The 24,641-nt window shown below is 62.8% G+C and carries 23 protein-coding genes and 1 pseudogene; 5 read left to right on the top strand and 19 right to left on the bottom strand.

The window, feature by feature from the left end:
* Positions 1-35 precede the first annotated feature (35 nt).
* The 7 genes and pseudogenes from HB777_27995 to HB777_27965 form a co-directional block, all read right to left on the bottom strand.
* A complete protein-coding gene (locus HB777_27995) occupies positions 36-743 on the bottom strand; it encodes a DUF1045 domain-containing protein (protein QND67393.1) in 708 nt (235 codons plus the stop codon).
* A 152-nt stretch (positions 744-895) separates the two neighbouring features.
* Positions 896-1,708 carry a 5-deoxy-glucuronate isomerase gene (iolB, locus tag HB777_27990; protein QND67392.1) on the bottom strand — a complete coding sequence of 271 codons (813 nt, stop codon included), beginning with the start codon at positions 1,706-1,708 and terminating at the stop codon, positions 896-898.
* A gap of 336 nt (positions 1,709-2,044) precedes the next feature.
* Complete coding sequence (locus HB777_27985) at positions 2,045-2,263, bottom strand: DUF3329 domain-containing protein (GenBank protein ID QND67391.1); 219 nt, start codon at positions 2,261-2,263, stop codon at positions 2,045-2,047.
* A 55-nt stretch (positions 2,264-2,318) separates the two neighbouring features.
* A complete protein-coding gene (iolE, locus tag HB777_27980; GenBank protein ID QND67390.1) occupies positions 2,319-3,236 on the bottom strand; it encodes a myo-inosose-2 dehydratase in 918 nt (305 codons plus the stop codon).
* A gap of 143 nt (positions 3,237-3,379) precedes the next feature.
* Positions 3,380-5,230 (bottom strand): 3D-(3,5/4)-trihydroxycyclohexane-1,2-dione acylhydrolase (decyclizing), encoded by a 1,851-nt coding sequence (gene iolD / locus HB777_27975; GenBank protein QND67389.1) that lies wholly within the window; start codon positions 5,228-5,230, stop codon positions 3,380-3,382.
* Between the two features lie 33 nt (positions 5,231-5,263).
* The gene (iolC, locus tag HB777_27970; GenBank protein ID QND67388.1) at positions 5,264-7,198 is read right to left on the bottom strand and encodes a 5-dehydro-2-deoxygluconokinase; all 1,935 of its coding nucleotides are present in this window, start codon (positions 7,196-7,198) and stop codon (positions 5,264-5,266) included.
* 257 nt (positions 7,199-7,455) lie between these two features.
* Positions 7,456-7,785: pseudogene (locus HB777_27965) on the bottom strand (IS5 family transposase).
* 322 nt (positions 7,786-8,107) lie between these two features.
* On the opposite strand from HB777_27965, the gene HB777_27960 reads away from it, so the two are divergent.
* Positions 8,108-8,572, top strand: coding sequence for a DUF1348 family protein (locus tag HB777_27960; protein QND67387.1), 465 nt, complete (start codon positions 8,108-8,110; stop codon positions 8,570-8,572).
* 2 nt (positions 8,573-8,574) lie between these two features.
* Positions 8,575-9,198, top strand: coding sequence for a TetR/AcrR family transcriptional regulator (locus tag HB777_27955; GenBank protein QND67386.1), 624 nt, complete (start codon positions 8,575-8,577; stop codon positions 9,196-9,198).
* 139 nt (positions 9,199-9,337) lie between these two features.
* Here the strand turns inward: HB777_27955 and HB777_27950 are convergent, their stop codons facing one another.
* Positions 9,338-10,183, bottom strand: a complete 846-nt coding sequence (locus HB777_27950; GenBank protein ID QND68930.1) for a MurR/RpiR family transcriptional regulator — start codon at positions 10,181-10,183, stop codon at positions 9,338-9,340.
* A gap of 156 nt (positions 10,184-10,339) precedes the next feature.
* Between HB777_27950 and HB777_27945 the strand changes: the two genes are divergently transcribed.
* The gene (locus HB777_27945) at positions 10,340-11,449 is read left to right on the top strand and encodes a Gfo/Idh/MocA family oxidoreductase (GenBank protein QND67385.1); all 1,110 of its coding nucleotides are present in this window, start codon (positions 10,340-10,342) and stop codon (positions 11,447-11,449) included.
* Positions 11,450-11,475: 26 nt separating this feature from the next.
* Here the strand turns inward: HB777_27945 and HB777_27940 are convergent, their stop codons facing one another.
* A complete protein-coding gene (locus HB777_27940; GenBank protein QND67384.1) occupies positions 11,476-12,975 on the bottom strand; it encodes a PLP-dependent aminotransferase family protein in 1,500 nt (499 codons plus the stop codon).
* Positions 12,976-13,106: 131 nt separating this feature from the next.
* Between HB777_27940 and HB777_27935 the strand changes: the two genes are divergently transcribed.
* A complete protein-coding gene (locus HB777_27935) occupies positions 13,107-14,288 on the top strand; it encodes an MFS transporter (protein QND67383.1) in 1,182 nt (393 codons plus the stop codon).
* A 42-nt stretch (positions 14,289-14,330) separates the two neighbouring features.
* On the opposite strand, the gene HB777_27930 is transcribed toward HB777_27935, so the two are convergent.
* Positions 14,331-15,029 carry a YafY family transcriptional regulator gene (locus HB777_27930; protein ID QND67382.1) on the bottom strand — a complete coding sequence of 233 codons (699 nt, stop codon included), beginning with the start codon at positions 15,027-15,029 and terminating at the stop codon, positions 14,331-14,333.
* Positions 15,030-15,158: 129 nt separating this feature from the next.
* On the opposite strand from HB777_27930, the gene HB777_27925 reads away from it, so the two are divergent.
* The gene (locus HB777_27925) at positions 15,159-15,794 is read left to right on the top strand and encodes a LysE family translocator (protein QND67381.1); all 636 of its coding nucleotides are present in this window, start codon (positions 15,159-15,161) and stop codon (positions 15,792-15,794) included.
* A 197-nt stretch (positions 15,795-15,991) separates the two neighbouring features.
* Here HB777_27925 and HB777_27920 read toward each other — a convergent pair whose 3' ends face one another.
* From HB777_27920 to HB777_27880, 9 genes are all read right to left on the bottom strand, one after another.
* Positions 15,992-17,083 carry a 3-deoxy-7-phosphoheptulonate synthase gene (locus HB777_27920; GenBank protein ID QND67380.1) on the bottom strand — a complete coding sequence of 364 codons (1,092 nt, stop codon included), beginning with the start codon at positions 17,081-17,083 and terminating at the stop codon, positions 15,992-15,994.
* 218 nt (positions 17,084-17,301) lie between these two features.
* On the bottom strand, positions 17,302-17,724 hold the full coding sequence (locus HB777_27915; GenBank protein ID QND67379.1) for a type II toxin-antitoxin system VapC family toxin: 423 nt from the start codon (positions 17,722-17,724) through the stop codon (positions 17,302-17,304).
* The gene (locus HB777_27910) at positions 17,721-17,978 is read right to left on the bottom strand and encodes a type II toxin-antitoxin system Phd/YefM family antitoxin (protein QND67378.1); all 258 of its coding nucleotides are present in this window, start codon (positions 17,976-17,978) and stop codon (positions 17,721-17,723) included. The genes HB777_27915 and HB777_27910 overlap by 4 nt, the downstream gene beginning before the upstream one ends.
* 199 nt (positions 17,979-18,177) lie before the next feature.
* Positions 18,178-18,972: an SDR family oxidoreductase gene (locus tag HB777_27905; GenBank protein QND67377.1), complete on the bottom strand. Its 795-nt coding sequence runs from the start codon at positions 18,970-18,972 to the stop codon at positions 18,178-18,180.
* 31 nt (positions 18,973-19,003) lie between these two features.
* On the bottom strand, positions 19,004-19,999 hold the full coding sequence (gene iolG, locus HB777_27900; protein QND67376.1) for an inositol 2-dehydrogenase: 996 nt from the start codon (positions 19,997-19,999) through the stop codon (positions 19,004-19,006).
* Between the two features lie 122 nt (positions 20,000-20,121).
* Positions 20,122-20,889, bottom strand: coding sequence for a sugar ABC transporter ATP-binding protein (locus tag HB777_27895; GenBank protein ID QND67375.1), 768 nt, complete (start codon positions 20,887-20,889; stop codon positions 20,122-20,124).
* A gap of 2 nt (positions 20,890-20,891) precedes the next feature.
* A complete protein-coding gene (locus tag HB777_27890; GenBank protein QND67374.1) occupies positions 20,892-21,968 on the bottom strand; it encodes an ABC transporter permease in 1,077 nt (358 codons plus the stop codon).
* Positions 21,969-22,080: 112 nt separating this feature from the next.
* Positions 22,081-23,022 (bottom strand): sugar ABC transporter substrate-binding protein, encoded by a 942-nt coding sequence (locus HB777_27885; protein QND67373.1) that lies wholly within the window; start codon positions 23,020-23,022, stop codon positions 22,081-22,083.
* 580 nt (positions 23,023-23,602) lie between these two features.
* Positions 23,603-24,634 (bottom strand): LacI family DNA-binding transcriptional regulator, encoded by a 1,032-nt coding sequence (locus HB777_27880; GenBank protein QND67372.1) that lies wholly within the window; start codon positions 24,632-24,634, stop codon positions 23,603-23,605.
* Positions 24,635-24,641 lie beyond the last annotated feature (7 nt).

Below are 24,641 nucleotides of genomic sequence, written 5' to 3'. Positions count from 1 at the left end.
TTGCTTATTCCGGCTGGGGTTGTTCCGGCAGGGTGTCAGGCGGTTTTTCTGGCGGAACGGCGCCCGAGCGCGTGATGCGAGAGCACCATGAAAGGTGCGCCCGGTTCGGTTTCGACAAACAACGTCAGCGCATCCACCAGCACCTTCTGTCGCAGAATGTCCGCGAACAGACTTTCGATTGCTGCGCGCAAACGAGGGCTTTCGTGTGACCCCGCCCGGCCGGACAGCGTCATGTGGAAGCGAAAGGTTTCGAAGACATAGGGGTAGCCCCATTGGCAGAGGTTGCGGAACTCGGCCGGCTTCAGCGAATCCGGGCTGCGCCGCTCGATTTCCGCCTCGGTCAACGGCGCGCGGAACCGGTCGAAGCCGAGCACCACGTCATCGGCGAAGCGATTGAGCGCTGGCAGCGGTCCTTCCGGCACCAGTGCGAAGAAGCCGTCGATCTGGCTGACGACGAGGCGCGGGATGGTCACCACCGGCGTCGCCTCGGCAAAATGGTCGAGTGCGGCGCGCAACGAGGCTTCGGTTTCGTTGGCAGCCAGGCGGAAAGGGGCTTTCAGCGTCGCATGAAAGCCGTAGCGCCGCGCCGAAGCGGTGTGGAAGGCGACCTCCGCCACCGACAGGTCGGCCACCGCCTCGACCGGCCTTGTCGCGGCGCCGAACGGGTCGCGGCCGAGCCAGTTGGCGGCGATCCGCGCCAGCGGTTCGTCCTGCCGGGGGGTGAAATAGATGGCGTAGCGCATAGGTAGTCCTCGTCAGTCCCGCTGCCATAGGTGATTTCCATGACGGATTGACGAAGCTTTGAAGGGTTTTCGAAGGCAAATCGACCCAGAAGGTCTTTAGCCGACGATTTTTCCATGTTGGACCAATAGCTTTTGCCGGAGCGGCTGATGGGTCAGGCCTTCATCAGCCACTCGTGCTCGGGTGCATTGTGGAATTTCCACGTCCGCTTCGGTCCGGCCATCACGTTGAGATAGTAGAGGTCGTAGCCGTGGCAGGCGGCGCAGGGGTGATAGCCCCTGGGCACCAGCACGACATCGCCGTCCTCGATCGCCATCGCCTCATCCAGCGCGCGATGGCCGCTCTTGTCGGCATCGGTGTAGACGCGCTGGAAGGCAAAGCCCTGCGGTGGGTTGAGGCGGTGGTAGTAGGTTTCCTCAAGATACGATTCAGCCGGCAGATTGTCCTGGTCGTGCTTGTGCGGCGGATAGCTCGACGTGTGGCCGCCGGGCGTGATGACCTCGACCACAAGCAGCGAGTCGGCCGGTTTGCCCTCCGGCAATATGTTGGTGACATAGCGCGTGTTGGTGCCCTTGCCGCGCACTTCCTGGCCGAGATCGTCCGGTCCGATGACGCGAACCGGCAAGCCGCCGCCAAGGCCCGGCGCCGAGCAGACCGCGAGTTCCAGCTCGGTATCCGCGGTCACCGACCAGTCCGATCCCTCTGGGATGTAGACCGACCAGGGCTTGCCCTCGAAGGGCGACATGCGCTCGCCGAGCAGGCCGAGGTCCTTGCCGCCGGCTGACGCCTTGCCCTTGCCGGTGACGAACACCAGGCAGACTTCGCGGTCGTCCGTCTTGCCCGAGGTGCTTTCGCCCGGCTTCAGCCGATGCAGGTCGAAACCGACATAGGTCCAGCCGGCATTTTTCGGCGTCACATGAGCGACGCGGCCATGGCCCTTGTTGGCCTTCACCAGCAGCTTCGACATTGTGTCTCTCCTATTCCATTGGCTTGACGGGCTTACAGGCCTGTGAAGCCAAGCCGTTTGTTTGAAAGGACCATCGCAACTCTTCGAGTTTGGCCGGTGCCTTCCAACTTCGTCATCCTAGGGCGTAGCAGGAGCGAAGCTCCGTCGCGAAGACCCTAGGATCCATGCCATAACCTCAGTCCAAGAGCGCAGCGGAACGGAATTCCGCACCGTCATACCACCTTCAAAGTCATGGCATGGATCCTAGGGTCTGCGCCGCGTCGCTGCGCTCCTTGCTCCGCCCTAGGATGACGAAGTGAGAAACACTGCAAGCTAATCGCCAACGCATGCGATCAGTTACTCCTTCGGTTCGGGCTCGGCCGCCGCCTTGCTCTCGTCGATCGGCTTGTACAGATAAAAAAACTGCCAGACGGCGTAGCCGGCGAAGCCCAGCGCGATCATGCCCCAGAACGGCGTGCCGGTGGCGAACTCGATGATCGACCAGATGACGCAGACCGCGACGACGGCGACACGCCGCCACAAAGGCCGGAAGAAGGGGTGCTCGGAATCTTTCATCGGGCCAATCTACAGCAATCGGCTTCGCCTGGAACCCATCGCATCAGGCATAGCCCTAGGCATTGGGGAAGCCTTGCGTCTCGACCGTGTATCCAGCCGCCGTCATGACGCGCATCAATTCCTTGTAGCCAACCTGAGCCATCCTGAGCGGCGGGTTCTTCTTCGGATCCTGCTCGGCTTCGACCACGAACCAGCCCTCATAGCCATGGTCCGCGAACCGCTGCACGATGGCGCCGAAATCAAGCGAACCATCGCCCGGCACCGTGAAAGCGCCCAGCGCCACGGCGTCGAGGAAGGACTGTTTCGTGCGGTCGAGCTTCTCGATCACGCCCATGCGCACGTCCTTCACATGCACATGGCTGATGCGGGTGTGATGGTTGTCGATGGCGCGCAGAACGTCGCCGCCGGCGAATGCCAGATGGCCGGCATCGAGCAGCAGCGGAATGCCGGCCCCGGAATAGCGCATGAAGGCATCGAGTTCCGGCTCGGTTTCGACCACCGCCGCCATGTGATGGTGATAGGAAAGCGGCATGCCTTGCTCGGCGCACCATTCGCCAAACTCGGTCAGGCGCTTCGCATAGGCCTTCATCTCGTCGTCCGACAGCTTCGGCTTGGTGGCCAGCGGCTTCGAACGGTCGCCCTGGATCGAGCGGCCGACCTCGCCATAGACGATGCAAGGCGCGTTCACGGCCTTGAACAGGTCGATCATCGGCTGGATGCGATCCTTGTTGTCGGCCATCTCCCCATCGACCAGTGTGCCGGAGAACCAGCCGCCGCACAGCGTCACGTCGGCTGCCTTCAGGATCGGCAGCATGACATCGGGATCATTGGGAAAACGCCGGCCCATCTCCATGCCGGTGAAACCGGCCGAGCGCGACTGGCGCAAACACTCTTCCAGCGACACGTCATCGCTGAGTTCCGCAAGATCGTCGTTCCACCACGCTATGGGGGACATACCCAGTTTGGCTTTCAAGTCGTCGCTCCGGTTTCTTGTTTACCCTCCCCCTGTGGGGAGGGTCGCTGCGAAGCAGCGGGGTGGGGGGCGGCGCCAGACCCCCACCCGGACCTTCGGTCCGACCTCCCCACAAGGGGGAGGTAGGGGCGACGGCGCCTATATCAATCGCCGACGGTCTGCATCTGCCGCTTTTCGTCATACGCCTTGCGCGCCGCGTTGACCTGCGGCCGTGCCGACACTTCCGGCACCGCCACATCCCACCAGTGGCCGCCGGCATCGGTGGAAATCAGCGGGTCGGTGTCGATGACCAGCACCGTGGTGCGGGTATTCTTCTTGGCCTGTGCCAGCGCGTTTTCCAGCCCGGCGATCGACGGCACTTTCTCGGCAATCGCGCCCATGCTCGCCGCATGCGCGGCAAAGTCGATGTCGGGCAGCACCTCGTGGCGCGAGTCCTTCAGGAGATTGTTGAAGTTGGCGCCGCCGGTCGCCATCTGCAGCCGGTTGATGCAGCCATAGCCACGGTTGTCGAGCAGCACGATGGTGAGCTTGAGGCCGAGCATCACCGAGGTGGCGATCTCTGAATTCATCATCAGATAGGAGCCGTCGCCGATCATGACGACGATCTCCTCGCCGGGCTTCGCCATCTTGGCGCCGAGCCCGCCGGCAATCTCGTAGCCCATGGTCGAGAAGCCATATTCGCCATGGTACGATCCGGGCGCACCCGCCTGCCAAAGCTTGTGCAATTCGCCCGGCAGGCCGCCGGAGGCATTCAGCAGCGTTACTCCAGCGCCCATGGCGCGTTGCACGGCGCCGATCACTTGAGCATCGGAGGGGTAGGTGGCATTGGTCGACGCCGTCACTTTCGCTGCCTCTGCCTGCCAGGCCTTTTTGCCGGTGGCTGCATTGTCGGTCCAGGCGGAAGGTGCCTTCCAGCCCTTCAACGCCGCACCCAGTTCTGCCAGCCCTTCGGCCGCGTCAGTGACCAGCGGCAGCGCGCGGTGCTTGCCGGCGTCGAAGGGCTGCACGTTGAGCCCGATGATGGTCTTGCCGGAATTCTTGAACAGCGCCCATGAGCCGGTGGTGAAATCCTGCAGGCGCGTGCCGATGGCCAGCACGACATCGGCTTCTTCCGCCAGCCGGTTGGCGGCCGAAGTGCCGGTGACGCCCACCGCCGCCATGTTGAGCGGATGATCGTCCGGCAGCGAGGATTTGCCGCCTTGCGTCTCGCAGACCGGAATGCCGGCGCCCTCGGCGAACTTCGCCAGTTCGTCGGAGGCCTGCGAATAAAGGACGCCGCCGCCGGCGATCACCAGCGGTTTTTTCGCGCCCTTGAGCGCAGTGACCGCGGCCGCCAATTCCTGGCGATCCGGACGCGGCCGGCGCTGATGCCAGACGCGCTCCGCGAAAAAACTCTCGGGGTAGTCGTAGGCCTCGGCCTGGACATCCTGGCAAAGCGACAGCGTCACTGGCCCGCATTCGGCCGGATCGGTCAGCACAGCCATGGCGCGGCTGAGCGCGGGAATAATCTGCTCCGGCCGGGTGATGCGGTCGAAATAGCGCGACACCGGACGGAAGCAGTCATTGACCGTCGCCGTGCCGTCGGAGAAATCCTCGGCCTGCTGCAGCACCGGATCGGGGATGCGGTTGGCGAAGACATCGCCGGGCAGAAACAGGACGGGCAACCTGTTTACATGGGCGAGCGCCGCCGCCGTCACCATGTTGAGCGCGCCGGGGCCGATCGAAGAGGTCGCGGCCATGAAACGGCGGCGGAAATTGGCCTTGGCGTAGGCAATCGCCGCATGCGCCATCGCCTGTTCATTGTGGGCGCGGAAGGTCGGCAATTCGTCACGCACCTGGTAGAGCGCCTCGCCGATGCCCGCGACATTGCCGTGACCGAAGATCGCCCAGACGCCGCCGAAGATCGGGACTTTGCTGCCGTCGATCTCGGTCATCTGGCGCGACAGGAAGCGGGTCAGCGCCTGCGCCATCGTCAGGCGGATTGTCTTGCTCATGGTGTTTTCCTCCGCAGTCCTTGTGCCGGCTTCTTATGCCGCCTTGCGGCCGCGCGCGGCAAGCCACGCTTCGGTCAGCTGTTCGAAGCGCTGCGCCATGTCGGCGATCGCCTCGTCATCAGACATCTTGCCGGCCAGCCATTGTTCGGCCGCATGGACGAAGATGGTGCGGCCGACGGCAAAGCCCTTGACGATAGGCGCCTTGGCGGTGGCGGCGAAAGCCGCTTCCAGCTCGTCCTGCGGCGCCTCCAGGCCAAGCAGCACGACGCCGCGGCACCACGGATCGTGCTTCAGGATGACGGCTTCGATCTTGGCCCAGGCGCCAGCCGACGCCTGCGGCTCGAGCTTCCACCAGTCCGGCTTGATGCCGAGCGCATAGAGTTCCTCCAGCGCGCGCGGGATCGTCGTTTCGTCGAGCTTGCCATGCTTGCCGGCAATGATCTCGACGAGAAGTTCCCTGCCCACTTTCCGCGCGGCCTCGAACAGCGCGCGCAGCTTCTGCTGCTGTTCTTCCTTGAGCGCCGCCGGATCGTCGGGATGGTAGAAGCACAGGCACTTGATGCAGTGATCGACCGGCCATTCGGTGAGCTGCGAACCGATGTCCTGCGAAAATTCGAAACGCAGCGGCCGCGAGCCCGGCAATTCGACCGGCCGGCCTAGCCAGGCGAAGGAATGCCTAGCGAATTCGAACATCGCCTCGCGGCCATGTTTCTCGTCGATCAGCATGCCATAGCCGTCGCGGCCGTTGGCGACCTTCGCAGCCGCCTTGACCGCCAGCACCTTGAAATCATGGATGCGGGCCGGATCGGCACCGGCCTTTGCCGCCACATCCTCGAGCTGCACGCGGTGGTCGCAGGCGAGCGCCATCAGCGAGGGAATGTCGCGGCGGCGGGTCGTTGCCCAATGGATATGGTTGATCGCCTCGTCCTTGCGCAGCGCCAGATGCTTGCTGCCGTTCTTGAGGAAGAACTGCAGCTCCTCGAAGGTCGGATATTCCGGCGCGCAGAGCAGCCGCGACACGGCGAAGGCGCCGCAGGCATTGGCCCAGGTCGCGGCCGTCGCATGGTCTTCGCCACCCAGCCAGCCGCGCAGGAAGCCGGACATGAACGCGTCGCCGGCGCCGAGCACATTGTAGATCTCGATCGGAAACCCCTTGCCGACGACACCGTCCTCGAGATCGTCGCTGATCGGTCCGTCATAGACGATGCAGCCCATGGCGCCGCGCTTGAGCACAATGGTGGCGGACGACAGTGAGCGGATCGTCTTCAAGGCGCTCAGGCAGTCATCGGCGCCCGACGCGATCATGATCTCTTCCTCGGTGCCGACGATGAGGTCGCAATCAGGCAGCACCGTCTTCAGCTGGGCCGAGACCCGGTCAGATTTGACATAGCGCTCGAACCCTTCGGCATGGCCGGCCAGACCCCACAGATTGGGCCGATAGTCGATGTCGAACACCACCTTGCCGCCCTTGGCCTTCATGACGCGGATCGCCTTGCGCTGCGCGGCATCGCTGTTGGGCCTAGAAAAATGCGTGCCGGTGACGACGATCGAGCGGGCCGAGGCAATGAAGGCCTCATCGATGTCTTCCGGCGCCAGCGCCATGTCGGCGCAGTCCGAGCGATAGAAGATCATCGGCGAAACGCCTTCGTCCTCGACCGACAGCAGCACCAGCGCGGTCAGCCGCTCCTTGTCGGTTTTCAGCCCGTCGACATTGACGCCTTCACGCCTCAGCTGCTCGCGGATGAAGCGCCCCATCTGCTCATCGCCGACGCGGGTGAGCAGCGCCGAGCGCAGGCCGAGCCTGGCCGTGCCGACCGAGATGTTGGCCGGGCAGCCGCCGACCGACTTGGCGAAGGAAGTGATATCCTCCAACCGCGAGCCGATCTGCTGGCCGTAAAGGTCGACGGAAGCGCGACCGATGGTGATGACGTCGAGCGGCGCCTGTTTCGCGTCCACGGCTTCGCTCATTGGAACCTCCCGTCGGCCTTGTTGTCTTGGGGTACACGCGCGAGCGGCAGCGTGGCGCCGGGAATATGAAATAATAATTCCAATCCATAGTCAATATGGAATGAGCGTTCCTTCGCCGGAAAGTCATCGGACCGAAGGCTGGTGGGGACTTTTCCGCTGCTCCTCGACCTGCAGCGTCCGCATCCGAAAATCAGAAGTGCATGGTCGCGTCCAAGTCCACCTCAATCGGCCAGTTTCCTGTGCTTGGTGAGTCCCCCTTTAGCGCCCGCAGCCTGCGAGTGGCCGCGAACCGTGGTGCTGTCGAGCATGTGCTGCCAATCATCCGTCAGTTCCAGTTCGATGAGGGTCTCAAGAAGGGCTTCCCAAACGCCCTGTTCGGCCCAGCGGCGAAAGCGCACATAGACCGAATTCCACTTTCCGTAGCGCTCATGCATGTCGCGCCAAGGGCAGCCGACCCGAAGAACATGCAGCATACCGTTCAGATATTGCCGATTATCGTGCGAGGGCCGAGACTTCCTCCCACGTTCGGTGGGGAAAAGCCCCTCGATGATCCGCCATTCCATATCCGTCAGATCGCCACGAGCCAAGACCGCCTCCTAAAAGGCAGCTTTGAATCACGCTTCCGCTGATTTGGAAATCCACTTGGTCAACAGGGCCTAGGCCGAGATTAACTCCCTCTTCAAGGCAATGCGCTGACGCGTACGGCCTCCCTCGCGATCACACCAGAATGAGAACGCTCCGGCCTGGTCGGCAGCCGCCAGCAACGAGGTTACCACGCGCCGGTCCAAATCGATCTCAAACAGCCAGATGGAAATGCCACTTGACAACGATAGAATCATACACGATTGTACCGATCGGTAAAGTAGATACCAATCGGTACAAATACCTCGGCTAAACAAGGAACTGAAGATGTCACGTCCCCCACTCCCACCTTTCACCCGCGAAACCGCAATCGAAAAGGTTCGGTTGGCTGAAGACGGCTGGAACACTCGAGACGCGGCCAAAGTCGCTCTGGCCTATACGCTCGACACCCGCTGGCGGAACCGCGTTGAATTCGCGAGAAATCGCGAAGAAGCTCAGGCATTTCTGACACGTAAGTGGAATAAGGAGCACGAATACCGCCTCATCAAGGAGCTTTGGGCTTTCACCGGTAACCGCATCGCGGTACGCTACGCGTATGAATATCGCGACGATGGCGGCCGCTGGTACCGCGCTTATGGTAACGAGAACTGGGAATTCGCAGACGACGGTCTGATGATGCACAGGCACGCGAGCATCAATGAAATGCCGATCGCTGAAAACGATCGTTTGTTCAACTGGCCTCTTGGCCGTCGGCCGGATGATCACGCCAGCCTCAGCGATCTGGGCCTTTAATCATGGCCCGCATGGTCGCTGAGAGATCCGACGCCATAGCCCCGTTGGCCGAAGTTTTCCGCGAACATGGCTATGAAGGCGCAAGCCTTGCCTTGATCGGCAAGGCTACCGGTCTCGGCAAGGGCAGCCTCTACCACTTCTTCCCGAACGGAAAGGAAGAGATGGTGCGAGCTGTTCTCGGCGACATCAGCCAATGGTTCGAGGATGCCGTATATTCCCCGTTGCGTAACGAGAGCGATGTTAGTGGCGCCATCGGTGCAATGCTCGACTCGACGGACCAATATTTCAGGTCAGGCAGGCGCGTGTGCCTCGTCGGTGCTTTGGCGGTCGCCAATACGCGTGACCTCTTCTCGCAAGCTATCCGAGGTTATTTCGTAGCTTGGGTGGACGCATTGCAGTCAGCACTTATTCGACAGGGCCGTGACGCTGATCAATCACGCATCCTCGCGGAAGAGGCCGTTCTTGCTATTCAAGGAGCAATTGTTCTTTCTCGGGCAATGGACGATCCGGCCGTTTTTCAACGTGCTATCGACCAACTCCGGGGACGATTGGTTATCGAAAACGAAACCTCTAAAAACAAAGGCACAATCGACGATTCACCGCAAAATGAAGGTCGGCTTGCCTGAGATCACCGGAGATATCAACACAGCGCCGGAGCAGCGGGATTTCGGGCACTCTCGCCACTCCATGAGCGGTCAAAGGCCAGCGGCAGCAGTCTCCGCAAACCGTCCGCAGGGAGACGGGACAGAACTTTGTCAACAGAGCCTAGATCTTGCGCTTGCGACCCGTATCGCGTCGCTTCTCGCCGACGCCCACTGTCAGCGCCATGGCCAGCGCCATCGTTGCCGACAGCGAACGGAAGCCGGCGAAATCCGCCTCGGCAACCTCGAACCAGACCTTGGCGAACTGGGCGAGCGGCGAAAACGAGCTGTCGGTGATGGCGACGATCGGCACGCCCTGTTCCGAAATGCTGCGCGCTTCCTCGATGGTGGCAGGCGCATAGGGCGAGAAGGAGATGGCGATGACGGCATCCGCCGGTGTGGCGAAACCGATCATCTCGGCGTTCAGGCCGGCCGCCGATTCGATCAGCTGGTTGCGGATCTTGAGCTTGCCCAGCGCGTAGGCGATGTAGGACGCCACCGGATAGGAGCGGCGCTTGGCCAGCACATAGATGGTCTCGGCCTTGGCCAGCAGGGAGATCGCGTCTTCCAGATGCGCTTCGTCCAGCGTGCGCGAGATATCATTGAGCGAGGTGCTGGCGGCGGCGACGAAGCCGTCGAAGATCGCCCGGTGCCCGGCGCCGCCCTCGGCCTTGGCGCGCAGCGCCTGCAGCCTTTCATCATAGGATGAGTTTCGCTCGCGTAGCCGCTCGCGAAACACCTGCTGCAGGCTGGTGAACCCGTCGAAGCCAAGCTGCTGGGCAAAGCGGATCAAGGTCGACGGCTGCACGCCGGCCGAAGCGGCGATGCTGGCGGCGGTGCCGAAGGCGATATCGTCGGGATTGTCGAGCGCATAGGCAGCGATCTGGGCAATGCGCTTCGGCAGGCTTTCGCGCCGATCGAGGATCGTTGCGCGCAGCGTCTCGAAGTCGCGAGGTACCCGTTCGTCCATCGTCGGTCTGTCCAAGCTCATGCGTGAAGCGTCCCTCTGTGCCTCATCATAGCCAGCCTGCGCAAGAACGCCATAAAAAATGAGGCAGACATTCCATTCCAAGAGAAAATGGACTAATTCATCCATCTGATACTTCAGGCAGTGGAGAAACGGAAAATGGTCGGCGTCGGTCTCATCGGCACGGGTTTCATGGGCAAGTGTCACGCCATCGCATGGAGTGCCGTCGGCGCTGTCTTTCCGGACGTCGCCAAGCCACGGCTTGTCCATCTCGGCGAGGTCAATGAGGAGCTTGCCCGACGCAAGGCAGGCGAGTTCGGCTTCGCCAAGGCGTCCGGCGACTGGCGCGCCGTCGTCAACGACCCTGACGTCGATATCGTCTCGCTGACCACACCCAACCAGTTCCACCCGGAAATGGCCATCGCCATTCTGGAAGCCGGCAAGCATCTGTGGTGCGAGAAGCCGATGGCGCCAAGCTTTGCCGAGGCTGAAGCCATGGCGGCAGCGGCGAAAAAGTCCGGCAAGGTCGCGGCGCTCGGCTACAACTACATCCAGAGTCCGGCCATCCGTCACATCGGCGCGCTGCTCGACGAGAAGATCATCGGCGAGGTCAACCATCTGCGCATCGAGATGGACGAGGATTTCATGGCCGACCCGGAGGCGTTGTTCTTCTGGAAGCACGAAGCCGCTTCCGGCTATGGCGCGCTCGACGATTTCGCCGTGCACCCGCTGTCGCTGGTGTCCGCCCTGTTCGGCCGCGTCGCCAGCGTCATCTGCGACATGGCCAAACCCTATGCCGACCGCAAGCTGGCCAGCGGCGGCCGTCGCGCAGTTGAGACCTACGATATCGCGAGCGTCTTGATGCATCTGGAAAACGGCATTGCCGGAACGCTGCTGGTCAACCGCTCGGCCTGGGGCCGCAAGGGCCGCATCGCCATCCAGATATTCGGCTCGAAAGGGTCGATCCTGTTCGACCAGGAGCGGATGAACGAAATCCAGCTCTATCTCACATCAGACCGCCCGACCGAACAGGGCTACCGCACCATCCTGGTGGCGCCGCACCACAAGCCCTATGACCTCTTCGTGCCGGCGCCGGGCCATGGCCTCGGCTTCAACGATCTCAAGATCATCGAATGCCACGAATTGCTGACGCGGCTTGCCGGCAAGCCGGCGCGGCTCATCGAGTTTGCCGAAGGGCTGGAGATCGAGCGCACCGTGCACGCCATGGCGCGCTCCTTCGAGGAAAAGCGCTGGGTGGATGTGCGGTAGGCGATCAAACCGGAAGGCAGTTGTCGCTATCCATGCCCGACATGTCCCTGCAGGACGGCCAGGGCTAACCGCCTGACACCAGGCGCTGCATCCTCGCTATGCAGGGCGGAGAAGCCAAGAAGAAGACCGTGGCTGACATCAGGAGCAAGATGCATCGAAGAGATAGGCAGCACGGTGACACCGGATCGGCGAGCTGCCTGCGCGATTGAGACATCATCGAAGCCCAGTGGCAATCGGGTGAGGAGATGGACGCCTTGCATGGGCACTTCAATCGCGATTCCCGGCCGATCGATAAACTGTTCGCGCAACAGCGACACCAACATGTCGCGCGACGCACGGTATGTTTCCCTCAGCCGCCTGAGGTGGCTGGAAAAATGCCCCTCGCCCAGGAAGTCGGCGACCACCAACTGGTGGAATGGGGCAGGGAAGCGGTCGAGCAGCACGCGCATCGCGCGGATGGCCGGCACGAGCTCCGTCGGGACCACCAAATAGCCCAGCCGAAGACCGGGCAGCAGCGCCTTGCTGAACGTGCCGAGATAGATGACCCTGTCGTGCTCGTCGACACCTTGCAGCGCGGCCAACGGGCGATCGTCGTAGCGAAACTCGCTGTCATAATCGTCCTCGAGAATCCACGCACCCTTCGCCGCCGCCCAATCGATCAAGGCCAGGCGGCGCGCCATCGAAAGCACCGTGCCTGTTGGATATTGATGTGACGGCGTCACATAGACGGCCCTGACGGTTTCCGTGCGTCCGGCCAGCACATCCACATTCATCCCATGCGGATCGACCGGGATGGGAATGAGTCTGGCGCCGCCGGCCGTAAAGGCCAGCCGTGCCGGCGGGTAGCCCGGCTCTTCGATCGCAACATTGTCTCCCCTGTCGATCAGGGTGCGAATGGCAAGATCGATCGCCTGCTGCGAGCCGGAGGTGATGAAGACGCGGTCCGGTTCGCAGCGAACGCCCCGCGCCGCCGCGAGATACGTCACCACCTCGCTGCGCAGCCGTTCCTCTCCTTGCGGATCCCGGTAATGATCGCAGAGCGCGTCAAGATGGCGATGGCCTATGCGCTTGAGAATGGCGCGCGTCCTGTCGTCCGGTTCGGCCCGGCCGGTGGCGAAAGGGACCTGGGGTTGCGGATCGAGCAACGCATTGCCGATGACCGAGCGCGCTGCCGACGAGATGTCGCTTTTCGCGGCTGCACGTGCGGGAGTGGTTCGGCGCGCGCGCTCCGACCGTCCCGGCACGTCAGCCGAAACAAAGGTGCCGGATCCGTGCTGGCCAACGACATAGCTCTCGCTCAACAGCGTGTCATAGGCTTCGACCACGACACCGCGTGATACGCCCCAAAGCCCGGCTGCCGCCCGTGTCGAGGGCAGGCGGGCGCCCGCTTGCATTCTGCCGGAGACAATTGCGTCGCGCAGGGCGAAATAGAGCTGCCGGCCAATCGACGCCTGCGATGCGCGGTCGATGGCGATGTCAACCAGATGTGTGGCGCCTTCGTGCCGGCGCGATGCCTTTTCGACCATGGCGCTCCCCTCAAGTGGTCTCCAGGATCAACTCCAAGAGGACCTGTAAATCAATCAAAATCTGAAGGATGAGTGTACCACATTGTCCTTGGAAATGCAGGACGCTTTTGACAGGAAAGGTGCGGGCTCCCATGCGCACATTGCACGCCTATTTGCTCTTCGTTGCCACCTTGCTCACATCGATGGGTTACGGCGCCACCTTCCTGCTCACCGAGCATTTTCGAGCGCTCGGCGGCAGCGAGATCGAAACCGGCACGACGCTTGGTGGCGCCATGCTGGGCACGCTTGTCGGCGTTCCCCTCGTCGGCTGGTTTGCCTGGCGCCTCGGCGCCGGCCGTATGGCGGGACTTGGTGCGATGCTGGTTGCCTGTGGCTATCTCGGCCTGGCGTCGCTATCGACGCTGACGCCGTTGATCGGCGTCGCCGGCTTCTTCATCGGCCTTGGCTGGGGCATTTTCTTCCTCGCCGCGCCGATGGCGCTTTCGATGCGCGTGGCCGATCAGGATCGCGGTTTCTGGTTCACGCGTTATGGTGCGTTCCAGATGGGCGGGATTGGGCTGAGCCCGATCATGGCGAGCGCGCTGATCAGCGAGGTCGGGCTCACGACCGGGCAGGCCTTTGGCGCCGTCACTTTGATTTGCCTGCTGGCCGCATTGCTCTTGGCCGTGTTCGAAACCATCGCGGTACGGCCGGTCGCGGCAGCGATCAAGGCAGCAGGCAACGCCTGGGTGCGGGCCCTGCCGGCGTTGCTGCGCACACGCGCGATCTACCCCATACTGATGGTCGGGCTTGGCGCCTGTGTGTTCAGCGGACTGCTGACCTTTCAGACGTCGCTGGTCCGCGGCACCGGACTTCAGGCCAGCACCTTCTTTGCCGTCTATGCAATCACCGTTGTCGCGTCGCGGTTTTTGCTTGCGCCGGTGATTGGCCGTGCCAGGGGCGACCATGTTGCGGTTATCCTGCTGGCGGTCATGATCGCCGGCGTCATTGTCGCCTTTGGTCTCGCCTATGGCGTGGTGGTCCAGATCGCCAGTGCGATCCTGCTGGGCGTTGGCTACGGCCTGGTCTATTCGGTCATCCAGACACAAGCGGTGAACGATGCTCCAGCAGAACACCGCAATGCCGCGCTGACTTGGTTCGTCGTCGCCTATTTCCTGGGTGTCTTCGGTTTCCCGATGCTCGGCGGATGGCTGATCGTCAATGTCGGGACCAGTGGGTTCCTGGTTGCGATCCTTTTGTTTGCAATGGCCGAAATCGGATTGGCGCTGCTGCGCGGACAACGCCTTGCCGCCGAAGGCATCCAGGCGACATGACCAAGGCCTGTTGCAAACCGGCGGCCCCTTCGCGGAGCCGTCTCAACCACCGGCAGCGACGTTCGCTTCCCAGCCGTTGACCCAGACCTGCCGCAACCGGTCGCCTTCGCCCTTGAAGCGCAACCCCGTCGCCTGGCAATCCTCGATCCGGTCGCTGCGGAAATTGCGGATCGCCTGGCGCAGCTCGCACCAGGCGACGATGTTGGCGGTTTCGGCGTAATAGATCAGGGCGATCGGCCGGACGAGCCGCTCGGAGGCGCGGCCCATTTCGTCGCGATAGGAGAGGTCGAGCTTCTCCTCGTCGCGGATGGCGCGCCGCACCAGCGCCAGGTCGATCGCACCGGTCGAAGGCGCGGCGAATCCCCATGCATGCAGCGCATTGGCGTCGAACGCCTGGCGCAAGGGCGGCGGCACCGCGCCGGCGATCTTGGCGCTGACGCGCTTGGCCGCCTGCTTGAGCTCGCTGTCGCCGGTGCGCTCCAGCAACGCCAGCGACAGGACGATCGCCTCCATCTCCTCGATCGAAAACATCAGCGGCGGCAGGTCGAAGCCGGGGCGCAGGATGTAGCCGATGCCGCGCCCGCCTTCGATCGGCACGCGCATCGCCTGCAGCGCTGCGATATCGCGATAGATCGAGCGCACCGTCACTTCCAGCCGCTCGGCAATCGTCGCCGCCGTCACCGGCTGCCGCGCCAGCCGCACGATCTGGATGATCTCGAACAGGCGTGACGCCTTGCGCATTTTTCACTCAGGCTTCCGATCGCAACTGACACACCATCGTCAGTTGGGTTGGCCTATAGGAGCGCCTATCGACTTGAGAATCAACATATTCCGCTGCGGCCTGGCCGGGCGAGGCGACAGGCAACTGACATGGACTACGCGGCAAACCTCTGGCTTTTCTTTATCCTGCTGTTCGGCATCATCGCTGTTCCGGGCATGGACATGCTCTTCGTGCTTGCCAATGCGCTGACCGGCGGACGCGACCGAGGCCTTGCCGCGACCGGCGGCATCATGGTCGGCGGCATGGTGCACACGCTGAACGGCGCGATCGGCGTCGGCCTGCTGATGCATTTCGTGCCGATCCTGTTCAAGCCGCTGCTGATTGCCGGCGCCGCCTACATGGCCTTCATCGGCATCACGCTGATGCGCAGCTCCATCACCGTCGGTCATGGCGGGCCGGCCGGCAGCCGCTCGGCATGGAAGGCGTTTCGGCAGGGTTTTGTGACTTGCCTGATCAATCCGAAGGCCTACCTCTTCGTGCTTGCCGTCTATCCGCAGTTTCTGAAGCCGGACTACGGTCCGATCTGGATGCAGGCGACAGTCATGGGATTGATGACCGTCCTGACCCAGGCCGCGATCTATGGCGGGCTCGCGATCACTGCCGGCCGCAGCCGCAATCTATTGGTGGCAAATCCGCGCGCGACGGCGATTGCCGGTCGGGCAGCCGGGCTGCTGCTCTTTGCCGTCTCGGTGTTTACAGCTTGGGAAGGGTTAAGGGCGGCGTAGATGGCACTCCCCTCCCCCTCCCCCTCTCCGTCTCGGCTTCGCCGAGCCACCTCTCCCCCACTTTGTGGGGGCGAGGAACCCAGGGTTTCCAAGGCTGCGTCATCGGCGGCTAGCGTTTCCTCGCCCCCATGAAATGGGGGAGAGGTGGCCGCGCAGCGGCCGGAGAGGGGGCTGGCGCTGCCATGTACGATTTGCCCTCAAGCGGCTCCCTGCCGGCTGTCGATCATCGCGCGACGCACCGAGCGGCGCCACTCGACGGCCCCGGCCAGGCCGTGCAGAACGGTCTCGGTGGTTGCCCAGTCGATGCAGCCATCGGTGATGCTCTGACCATAGACGAGCGGCTTGCCTGGCACCACATCCTGCCGGCCGGCGACGAGGTTGCTCTCGATCATGACGCCGATGATGCGCTCGTCGCCCGCCGCGACCTGCCCGGCGACATCGGCCGCCACCTTGGGCTGATTCTCGGGCTTCTTGGCTGAGTTGGCGTGGCTGACATCGATCATCAGCCTGGGCGCAACGCCGATGCGGGCGAGTTCCACAGAGGCGGCTTCGACGCTCGCGGCGTCATAGTTGGGTTGAACGCCGCCGCGCAGGATGACGTGGCAGTCCTCATTGCCTGTCGTCGTCGCGATGCCGCTGCGCCCGCCCTTGGTCACCGCCATGAAATGATGCGGCTGGGCGGCGGATTTCACCGCCTCGGCGGCGATCCGCAGATTGCCGTCGGTGCCGTTCTTGAAGCCGACCGGGCAGGAGAGACCCGACGCCAGCTCGCGGTGGATCTGGCTCTCCGTCGTGCGCGCGCCGATCGCGCCCCAGGCGACGAGGTCGGCGATGTATTGCGGCGTGGTCATGTCGAGGAATTCGGTTGCCGCCGGCAGGCCGAGATTGTTGACGGCCGACAGCACGTTGCGCGCCATCCTCAGCCCCTTGTCGATGTTGAAGCTGCCATCGAGGTCGGGATCGTTGATCAGGCCCTTCCAGCCGACCGTCGTGCGCGGCTTTTCGAAATAGACCCGCATCACGACCTCCAGCCGGTCCGACAGGCTCTCGCGCAGCGCCGCCAGACGGCTGGCATAGTCGACGGCGGCGACCGGATCGTGGATCGAACACGGGCCGACGATGACCAGCAGCCGATCGTCGGTGCCGTTCAAGATGGCATGGGTTGCGTTGCGTGACGCGCAGACGGTGCGCGTCGCCGTCAAGGTGCGCGGGATTTCCCGCATCACCTCGTCCGGTGTGCTCAGTTCTCGGATTTCCTTGACCCGGAGGTCGTCTGTGGTCGTCAACACGGCTTTCTGCTCCTGTTTGGGAAACCTGCCGGCTGAAAACAAAAAAGCCGCCAGGTATGGCGGCTGTTCGGATCTTGTTGCTGCAATCTTCAGATCGAGCGCAATCCTCCCGCCGCCAGCGAGCTCCTAAAGTACCAATATTTGGCGGTCAGGTTGATCATGAGGCTCATATAGTCGAAGCGGAGGCGTTTGTCACCTGTCTGATGAGGCTACCGACGTCATGCAGTCCAGGGATCGAAGAGTTCAATTCCAAAGCCTTCGAAATCCTTCGTATTGCGCGTTGCCAGGGTGAGCTCCTGCGCAATCGCCGTGGCTGCGATCAGGCCGTCCATCGACGACAGACCGCGACCGCGGCGCTTCGCAAATCCCATCAGGTCGCCCCACGCCAAGGCAACTGGTTCGTCCACCGGAAGAACCCTCTGCTCGAAGCGCTGCGGCAGGTCCCGAGCGAGCCATTCGGCCAGTGCCTCACGTTTCCGGCCCTCATCCATGAGGGCAACGCCGCGCCGGATCTCGGCGATCGATACGACGCTGATGAATGAGCGGTCTTCATCAAGCCCGTCCAGCCAGTCCAGAACGCGTGCGTCCGGCGCCGGTCGTGTCACTTCGGACAGGACATTCGTATCGAGCAGAAGCCTCACAGCGGCAGATCACGCGGTTCGTCGCGATGACGCTCAAGGTTGATATCGGCGCCGCGCAGCGGCGACTCCAGTAGGAACTCCGCAAGCGTACCCTTGCGCGCGGTCTTGCGCTGCCATTCCTCGGCCGAGACGACAACCACGCTTGGTTTGCCGTTTCTGGTGATCGTCTGCGGCGAAGACTGCGCGCGCTCGATAACCTCTGAGAGCCGGGCTTTTGCCCCGGCGACCGTCCAATTGGTATTCGCAGGCTGCATTGCGACCTCCATGACCACTCTGACCATCTTGACTATATGGGAATGGCAATGCGGCTGCAACAGGGAGGGGGCTGACCGATGGTAGCCAGGTCGAAGCCTCCGCGCCTTCGTCATCCTCGGGTCTGCGCCGCGTCGCTGCGCTCCTTGCTCCGCCCGTGGATGACGAAGTGATGGGCGTTTCCGCTAGGCTTGCCTGCTGCTACTCCGGAGACGACCCCGCAATGCTCTGGTCATAGTCGACCAGTGACCCGGTCATGACGCCCGACTGCGGGCTGACCATGTAGCTGATCAGCCGCGCAAGCTGGTCCGGCTTCACCAACTGGCCCATCGGCTGCGCGGCTTCGGCCTTTGCCAGCCAGTCGTCAGGCGCATCGTGCCATTTCTTCTGCACGATGTCCTCACCCTCGGTGTCCATCCAGCCGGGCAGCACCGCGTTGCAGCGGATGCGGTTGTAGCGATAGGCATTGGCGACGTTCTTGGTCAGCGTCATCAGCGCGCCCTTGCTGGTCGAATAGGGCGTCAGGAACGACTGGCCGGTATGCGCCGACATCGACAGCACGTTGACGATCGAGCCGGGGGCTTTTTTCTCGAGCAGATGCGCCACCACGCCCTGCATCAGGAAAAACGGCCCACGCACATTGGTGTCGAAGATGGTGTCGAAGAGCTCTTCGCTGGTTTCGACCAGCGAGCCGCGCGCCGATGTCGCGGCGGCATTGACCAGGGCGTTGATGGTGCCGAAATGCGAGATCGCGGTGGCGACCGCGCGCTTGCAGTCCGCCACTTTTGACACATCGGCGCTGATGAAGATCGCGTCGACGCCGGACTTCTTGAGGGAGGCGACAGCCTTGTCGCCCTTCTCCTGCGAGCGGCCGATGAGCGCCAGTGCCTGGCAGCCTTCGTCGGCCAGTGCCTCGGCGACGGCAAAGCCGATGCCTTGCGCGCCGCCGGTAACGATGGCGCGCGTTTTTGAATTGCGATCGGCGGATGCGCTCATCGCTCTGCTCCTGTGCCTTGGACCCGAATTCTTACTTGTCGAGGCGGACGGTCTTGCCTGTCGTCGCAGACTTCAGCGCCGCATCCGCCAGCTTCAGTGCCACGAGGCCGTCGGCGCCGCTCGGTGCAGCCTTCTTGCCCGACGTTGCCGCTGCGATGAAGGCAGCGATCTCGTTGGCATAGGCGTCGAGATAGCGGGTCATGAAGAAGTCGTGCAGCGGCGGGCGCGTGTAGCCCTTCTCGTTGGCCAGCTCGATCGACACCGGGCGCTGGTTCTCGGCCGCGACCATGCCCTTCGAGCCATGCACCTCGATGCGCTGGTCGTAACCATAGGTGGCGCGGCGCGAATTGGAGATGACGGCCTGCTTGCCGGAAGCGGTCTCGAGGATGACGCTGACCGAGTCGAAATCGCCGGCCGCGCCGATCTTCTTGTCGACCAGCACCGAAGCATGGGCGCTGACCGCCACGACCTCTTCGCCGAGCAGGAAGCGCGCCATGTCGAAATCATGGATGGTCATGTCGCGAAAAATGCCGCCCGAGCGCTTGATGTAGTCGATCGGCGGCGCACCCGGATCACGGGACGTGATGGTGACCATCTCGACGGTGCCGATGGCGCCATCATCGATCGCCTTGCGCACGGCGGCGAAATGCGGGTCGAAGCGGCGGTTGAAGCCGACCATCAGCGTCGCCTTGGTCTTCTCGACCACGGCCAGGCATTTCTCGACGCGCTTGACGTTGAGGTCGATCGGCTTCTCGCAGAAGATCGCCTTGCCGGCCTTGGCGAAACGCTCGATCAAATCGGCATGGGTGTCAGTCGGCGTGCAGATGACGACGGCGTCGATATCCGCCGATTTTTCGATGGCATCGATGGTGCGCACCTCGGCGCCATAGGCCGACGCCAGTTCCTTTGCCGCCTTCTCGAACGCATCGGCGACGGCAACCAGTTTGGCCTGCGGGTTGGAGCCGACGGCGCGGGCATGGACCTTGCCGATGCGGCCGGCACCGAGGAGAGCGAAGCGAACAGTCATTGGTATTTCCTCTAGGGGGATGGGTTAGAGAGAGAATTGTGTCCCCACCTTCCTGTCGGGGAAAGGTGGCAAGGTATTTTTCCAGCGCGCGAGATTGTCCCTAAACCGGGTGACCGCCCTGTTTAGGCCGCGAGTTCCGCCTCGCCGGTCTTGGCGCCGGTGATGTAGGAGACGATATCGTTTCCGTCGGTGTTCTCCTTGCGCAGATTGGCGACGATGCGGCCGCGCCGGAACACGACGATACGATCGCAGAGGTCGAACACCTGGCGCATATTGTGGCTGATCAGGATCAGCGGCTCGCCATTGTCCTTCAACGTGCGGACGATGTTTTCGACCTGCGCGGTCTCCTGCACGCCGAGTGCTGCCGTCGGCTCGTCCATGATGATCAGCTTGGAGGCGAAGGTCGCGGTCCGGGCGATCGCCACGCACTGGCGCTGGCCGCCCGACATGTGGCGGATGGTGTTGGATAGATTGGGGATCTTAACCGCAGTGCGGACCAATGCGGCTTCCGTCGCCTTGCGCATGTATTTGCGGTCGAGGATCGAGAACGGTCCGAGATTGAACAGCACCTTTTCGCGGCCGAGGAACAGGTTCGAGGGCACGTCGAGATCGTCGGCGAGCGCCAGGTTCTGGAACACGGTTTCGATGCCGGCCGTGCGGGCCTCGATCGGCCCGGCAAAATTCACTTCCTTGCCGTCGAACCAGATCTGGCCGCTGGTGCGTTGCTCGACGGCGGTGATCTGGCGCACGAAGGTCGACTTGCCGGCGCCGTTGTCGCCCATGATGGCGACATGCTCGCCTTTGCGCAGCTCGAAATTGGCGCCTTCCAGCGCATGCACGCCGCCATAGCGCTTGGTCAGGTTTTCGGTCTTCAGGACGATGTCTGACATGGTCAAGCCCTCATTGCCCGCAGGCGTTGGCGCCACTGGTCGAGAACCACCGCACCGACGATGATCACGCCCTTGACCATCTCCTGGTAGTAGGCGTCGAGGCGCAGGAAGGTGAAGCCGGAGATGATGACACCGAAGATCAGCGAGCCGATCACCGTGCCGATGATCGAGCCGCGGCCGCCTGACAGCGAGACGCCGCCGATGACCGCCATGGCAATGGCGTCGAGTTCGTACATCACGCCCATGCCGGACTGCGCGGTGAGGTTCTTGGAGCTCAGCACCACGGCGGCGAGTGCTGCAAGCACACCGGCGATGACGTAGACCAGGATCTTGTGGTTGGCGATCTTGATGCCGGACATGCGCGCGGCGTCCTCGTTGGAGCCGATCGCATAACAATGCTTGCCGTATCGTGTGTAGGTCATGATCAGCTGGAACAGCACGGCCAACGACAGGAAGATGATGACGGGCATCAGGCCTTTGCCGATGGCCGCGAAACCCTCGGTGGGAAACGAGATCGGCTGGCCCTTGGACCACCATTTGGCGATGCCGCGTGCGGTGACCATCATGCCGAGCGTGGCGATGAACGGCGGAATGCGCGTGTAGGCAATCAAGGCGCCGTTGACCAGGCCGGCAAACAGACCGCAGCCGATCGCCACCAGCACCGGCACGATGACAGGCAGGTCGGTCCAGCCCTGGGCTAGGAACATTGCCTTGGGATTGGGATTGCCGTTGACCGTCGCCACCTGGGCAAAGCTCATGGCGATCATGGCGGTCGCGCCGACGATTGAACCCGAGGACAGGTCGATGCCGCCGGTGATGATCACTTGCGTCACGCCGATGGCGATGATGCCGACGATCGACACCTGCAGGATGATGATCTGCAGGCGGGCTTCGTTGAAGATCGCGCTGACGTCGCTGCGGGTGTTGAACAGGAAGCTGTCGCCGAGAAAGATCCGGCCGATCAGTTCGAAGGCGATGACCAGGATGACAAGCGCCAGGAAAACGTTGAGTTCGGCAGGCCATGAGCGCTTCTTCGCGTCATAGCCGACTCCGCCGACGCCATGAGATGTCTGTGCCACGTATTCTGTCCTCCGTCAGCCGCGGTCGCCCTCGCGCCGTGCCGGCGCTGAGGGAGAGGGGAGCGGCGCTGTCTTGCTTGGGAGCGCCGCTCCGTATCGAGCCGTTCGCCGCTCAGTTCTTCTTCAGGAACTTGTCGATGTTGGCCGGCGTCACCAGCTGGAAGGGGACGTAGACCTTGTGTTCGACCTTCTCGCCCTTGGCCAGCTTCAATGCTGCATCCAGTGCACCCGCGCCCTGGCCGGCCGCGTCCTGGAACACGGTTGCGTCGAGGTCGCCCGCCTGCATGGCGGCAAGTGCGTCCTGGGTGGCGTCGACGCCGCCGACGACAACCGACTTCATGTCGATGTTGGCGGCCTTCATCGCCTGGATGGCGCCGATGGCGCTTTCATCATTGTTGGCGATGACGCCGTCGAACTTCTTGCCGGTCGACAGCCAGTTGGTCATCAGGTTCTGCGCCTCGTCGCGGTTCCAGTTCGAGGTCTGCTTGTCGATGATCTTGATGAAGCTGCAATCCGGCGTCGCGATCACCTCTTCGATATCCTTGGTGCGCTGCACGGCGGCCTGGTTGGAAAGCTCGCCCATGATCACATAGACATTGGCTTCCTTCTTGCCGGCTTCCGTGAACAGGCGGCAGACTTCCTTGGTCTCGAGCGTACCGGAATCGGCCTCGTTCGAAGCGACGAAGGCCTGGTTGTCAGGCAGCGTGTCGACGTTGACCGGCTCGCGGTTGACATAGACCAGCGGGATCTTGGCGGCGGCCGCGGCATCCGACATCGCCTGGGTGGCCGAGGTGTCGACCGGGTTGACGATGATCGCGTCGACGCCCGAAGCGGCGAAGTTCTTGATCTGGTCAAGCTGCTTGGCAACGTCGTTCTGCGCGTCCTCGACCTGCAGCTCGACACCGCTCATGCCCTTGGCCTGCTCGATCATGCCGTTGCGCAGCACGGTCAGGAAGTTGTCGTCGAATTTGGCCATCGACACGCCAACCTTGGCGGCAAAAGCGGATGAACTCATCAGCGCCGCGAAAGCGACGCCCAAAATCAGTTTCTTCATTGTCTCTCTCCTCCACATGCTGGTGTCCGGTTGCACCGATCTATCCGGAATCCCCGATCTCCCCGGGGAATCTCTCCCTGATATCGTTTCTGTTCCGGGTGGTGCCTTGCCGTTTGCTGGAACGCCAAGCCCTCTGTTTGAACCAGATGTTCCGGAACGAAAGAACCAAAATGTACAGTTGGTGAAATATTTATTCCATTTTGCCGTGAGGCGTCAAGGAGATTCCAAAACCGGATGCGCGATTTTCGGATGACGGGTGGTCGATGCCGAGGCAATAAGCGGATCGGCGCCTAAGCCGCTGGCGGGCAGTCGCGACCATCCGCGATTTGCGACGGTCACCCCGACTTCGTCATCCTAGGGTGGAGCAGTCGCGAAGCGACGTCGCGGAAACCCTAGGATCCATGCCGCGACGGTCGCCAAGTGCATAGCGGCTCAGAATGAGGTTCGCTCCAGCCTAAGCCAGTTTTTCACCGTAGCATCGCACAGACGGCACGGCATGGATCCTCGGGTCTGCGCTGCGTCGCTACGCTCCTTGCTCCGCCCGTGGATGACGAAGTCGAGGATGTTTGGGCCAACCTCCCTAAATATTCTCAGGCAGATAGATGTCGAACGGCAGGAAGGTCTGGCCGGGCGCGTTCGCCGCACCCGTCTCGATGGCGTGCGCCATCAGGTCGACCAGTTCACGGCACAGGGCGGCCAACGGCGTCGAGATCACCATCGTCAGGATGCCATCCGCCAGGGCGGAACGCGATGTCGCGTTGATCTCGTTGCAGATGACCGCGGGCACCTCGGCCGGCTTTGCCTGCCTGAGCGCCGCGACAGCGCCTTCCATGCCGCCGCCGGCGACATAGCAGCCAACGAGATCAGGGTGACGGCTGAGGAGATCGAGCAGCGTGTCCTGGGTAATCTGGTTGGCTTCCAGATTGACCAATGTCTCGAGCAAGGTGAATTCCGGCGCCTGCTCGCGAAAGAAGGAGCGAAAGCCGATCTCGCGCAGTTCGTGGCCGTGGAAGCGATGGCTGCCGACGAAAAGCGCAACCTTGCCCGGCCGTTTCGCCGCCTTCGAGATCATCCAGGCCGCACTGCGGCCGACCTTGCGGTTGTCGAGGCCGACATAGCCTTCGCGGATGCCGGCGGCGAAGTCGGACAGCAGGGAAAACACCGGCAGCCCTTTCGCCTTCATCTCCTCGACGGCGACCGTCAGTGTCGGGTGATCCGGCCCGACTAGGGCCACGGCCCTGCATTTGGCCGCCAGCCTGCGCGCGCGCTCGACGATTTCATCAGGAGCCAGAGAGTCGGCGAAATCGATCATGGCGACGCCGCGAAAGCGCGGCGACCGCGACACGGCGAGTTCAAGCTCGCGGGCGAACTCGCTGTAGAAGACATAATTGCCCTTGAGCAGCAGAAAGCCGAGCCGGTACTCGGGCAATTCATGGCGCATCCGCTGCTTGATCAGGCCGGCCGCGTGGTAGCCGATCTCGGTCGCCGCCTCGTAGACGCGGCGCGCCGTTTCCTCGCGCACCGGCAGGCGGCTGTTGAGCACGCGATCGACCGTGGCGACACTGACACCGGAGATGCGCGCTAGGTCCGATATGGTCGGCCGTTTTGCCATGCTTGCC

Origin of the sequence: Mesorhizobium loti (genome assembly GCA_014189435.1) — a bacterium.
Taxonomy (GTDB): Bacteria; Pseudomonadota; Alphaproteobacteria; order Rhizobiales; family Rhizobiaceae; genus Mesorhizobium; species Mesorhizobium loti_G.
Note: the sequence above shows the minus strand (reverse complement) of the source record. Positions and strands in the feature narration are given on the sequence as shown.

Coding starts and splice junctions, on each gene's coding strand:
- HB777_27940 (QND67384.1), bottom strand. CDS start 12,975: ATGGTCGAAAAGGCATCGCGCCGGCACGAAGGCGCCACACATCTGGTT.
- iolC (QND67388.1), bottom strand. CDS start 7,198: ATGAGCGAAGCCGTGGACGCGAAACAGGCGCCGCTCGACGTCATCACC.
- HB777_27955 (QND67386.1), top strand. CDS start 8,575: ATGGCCCGCATGGTCGCTGAGAGATCCGACGCCATAGCCCCGTTGGCC.
- HB777_27995 (QND67393.1), bottom strand. CDS start 743: ATGCGCTACGCCATCTATTTCACCCCCCGGCAGGACGAACCGCTGGCG.
- HB777_27960 (QND67387.1), top strand. CDS start 8,108: ATGTCACGTCCCCCACTCCCACCTTTCACCCGCGAAACCGCAATCGAA.
- HB777_27935 (QND67383.1), top strand. CDS start 13,107: ATGCGCACATTGCACGCCTATTTGCTCTTCGTTGCCACCTTGCTCACA.
- HB777_27880 (QND67372.1), bottom strand. CDS start 24,634: ATGGCAAAACGGCCGACCATATCGGACCTAGCGCGCATCTCCGGTGTC.
- HB777_27905 (QND67377.1), bottom strand. CDS start 18,972: ATGAGCGCATCCGCCGATCGCAATTCAAAAACGCGCGCCATCGTTACC.
- HB777_27895 (QND67375.1), bottom strand. CDS start 20,889: ATGTCAGACATCGTCCTGAAGACCGAAAACCTGACCAAGCGCTATGGC.
- HB777_27930 (QND67382.1), bottom strand. CDS start 15,029: ATGCGCAAGGCGTCACGCCTGTTCGAGATCATCCAGATCGTGCGGCTG.
- HB777_27925 (QND67381.1), top strand. CDS start 15,159: ATGGACTACGCGGCAAACCTCTGGCTTTTCTTTATCCTGCTGTTCGGC.
- iolG (QND67376.1), bottom strand. CDS start 19,999: ATGACTGTTCGCTTCGCTCTCCTCGGTGCCGGCCGCATCGGCAAGGTC.
- iolB (QND67392.1), bottom strand. CDS start 1,708: ATGTCGAAGCTGCTGGTGAAGGCCAACAAGGGCCATGGCCGCGTCGCT.
- HB777_27945 (QND67385.1), top strand. CDS start 10,340: ATGGTCGGCGTCGGTCTCATCGGCACGGGTTTCATGGGCAAGTGTCAC.
- HB777_27910 (QND67378.1), bottom strand. CDS start 17,978: ATGCAGCCTGCGAATACCAATTGGACGGTCGCCGGGGCAAAAGCCCGG.
- HB777_27950 (QND68930.1), bottom strand. CDS start 10,183: ATGGACGAACGGGTACCTCGCGACTTCGAGACGCTGCGCGCAACGATC.
- iolD (QND67389.1), bottom strand. CDS start 5,230: ATGAGCAAGACAATCCGCCTGACGATGGCGCAGGCGCTGACCCGCTTC.
- HB777_27885 (QND67373.1), bottom strand. CDS start 23,022: ATGAAGAAACTGATTTTGGGCGTCGCTTTCGCGGCGCTGATGAGTTCA.
- HB777_27985 (QND67391.1), bottom strand. CDS start 2,263: ATGAAAGATTCCGAGCACCCCTTCTTCCGGCCTTTGTGGCGGCGTGTC.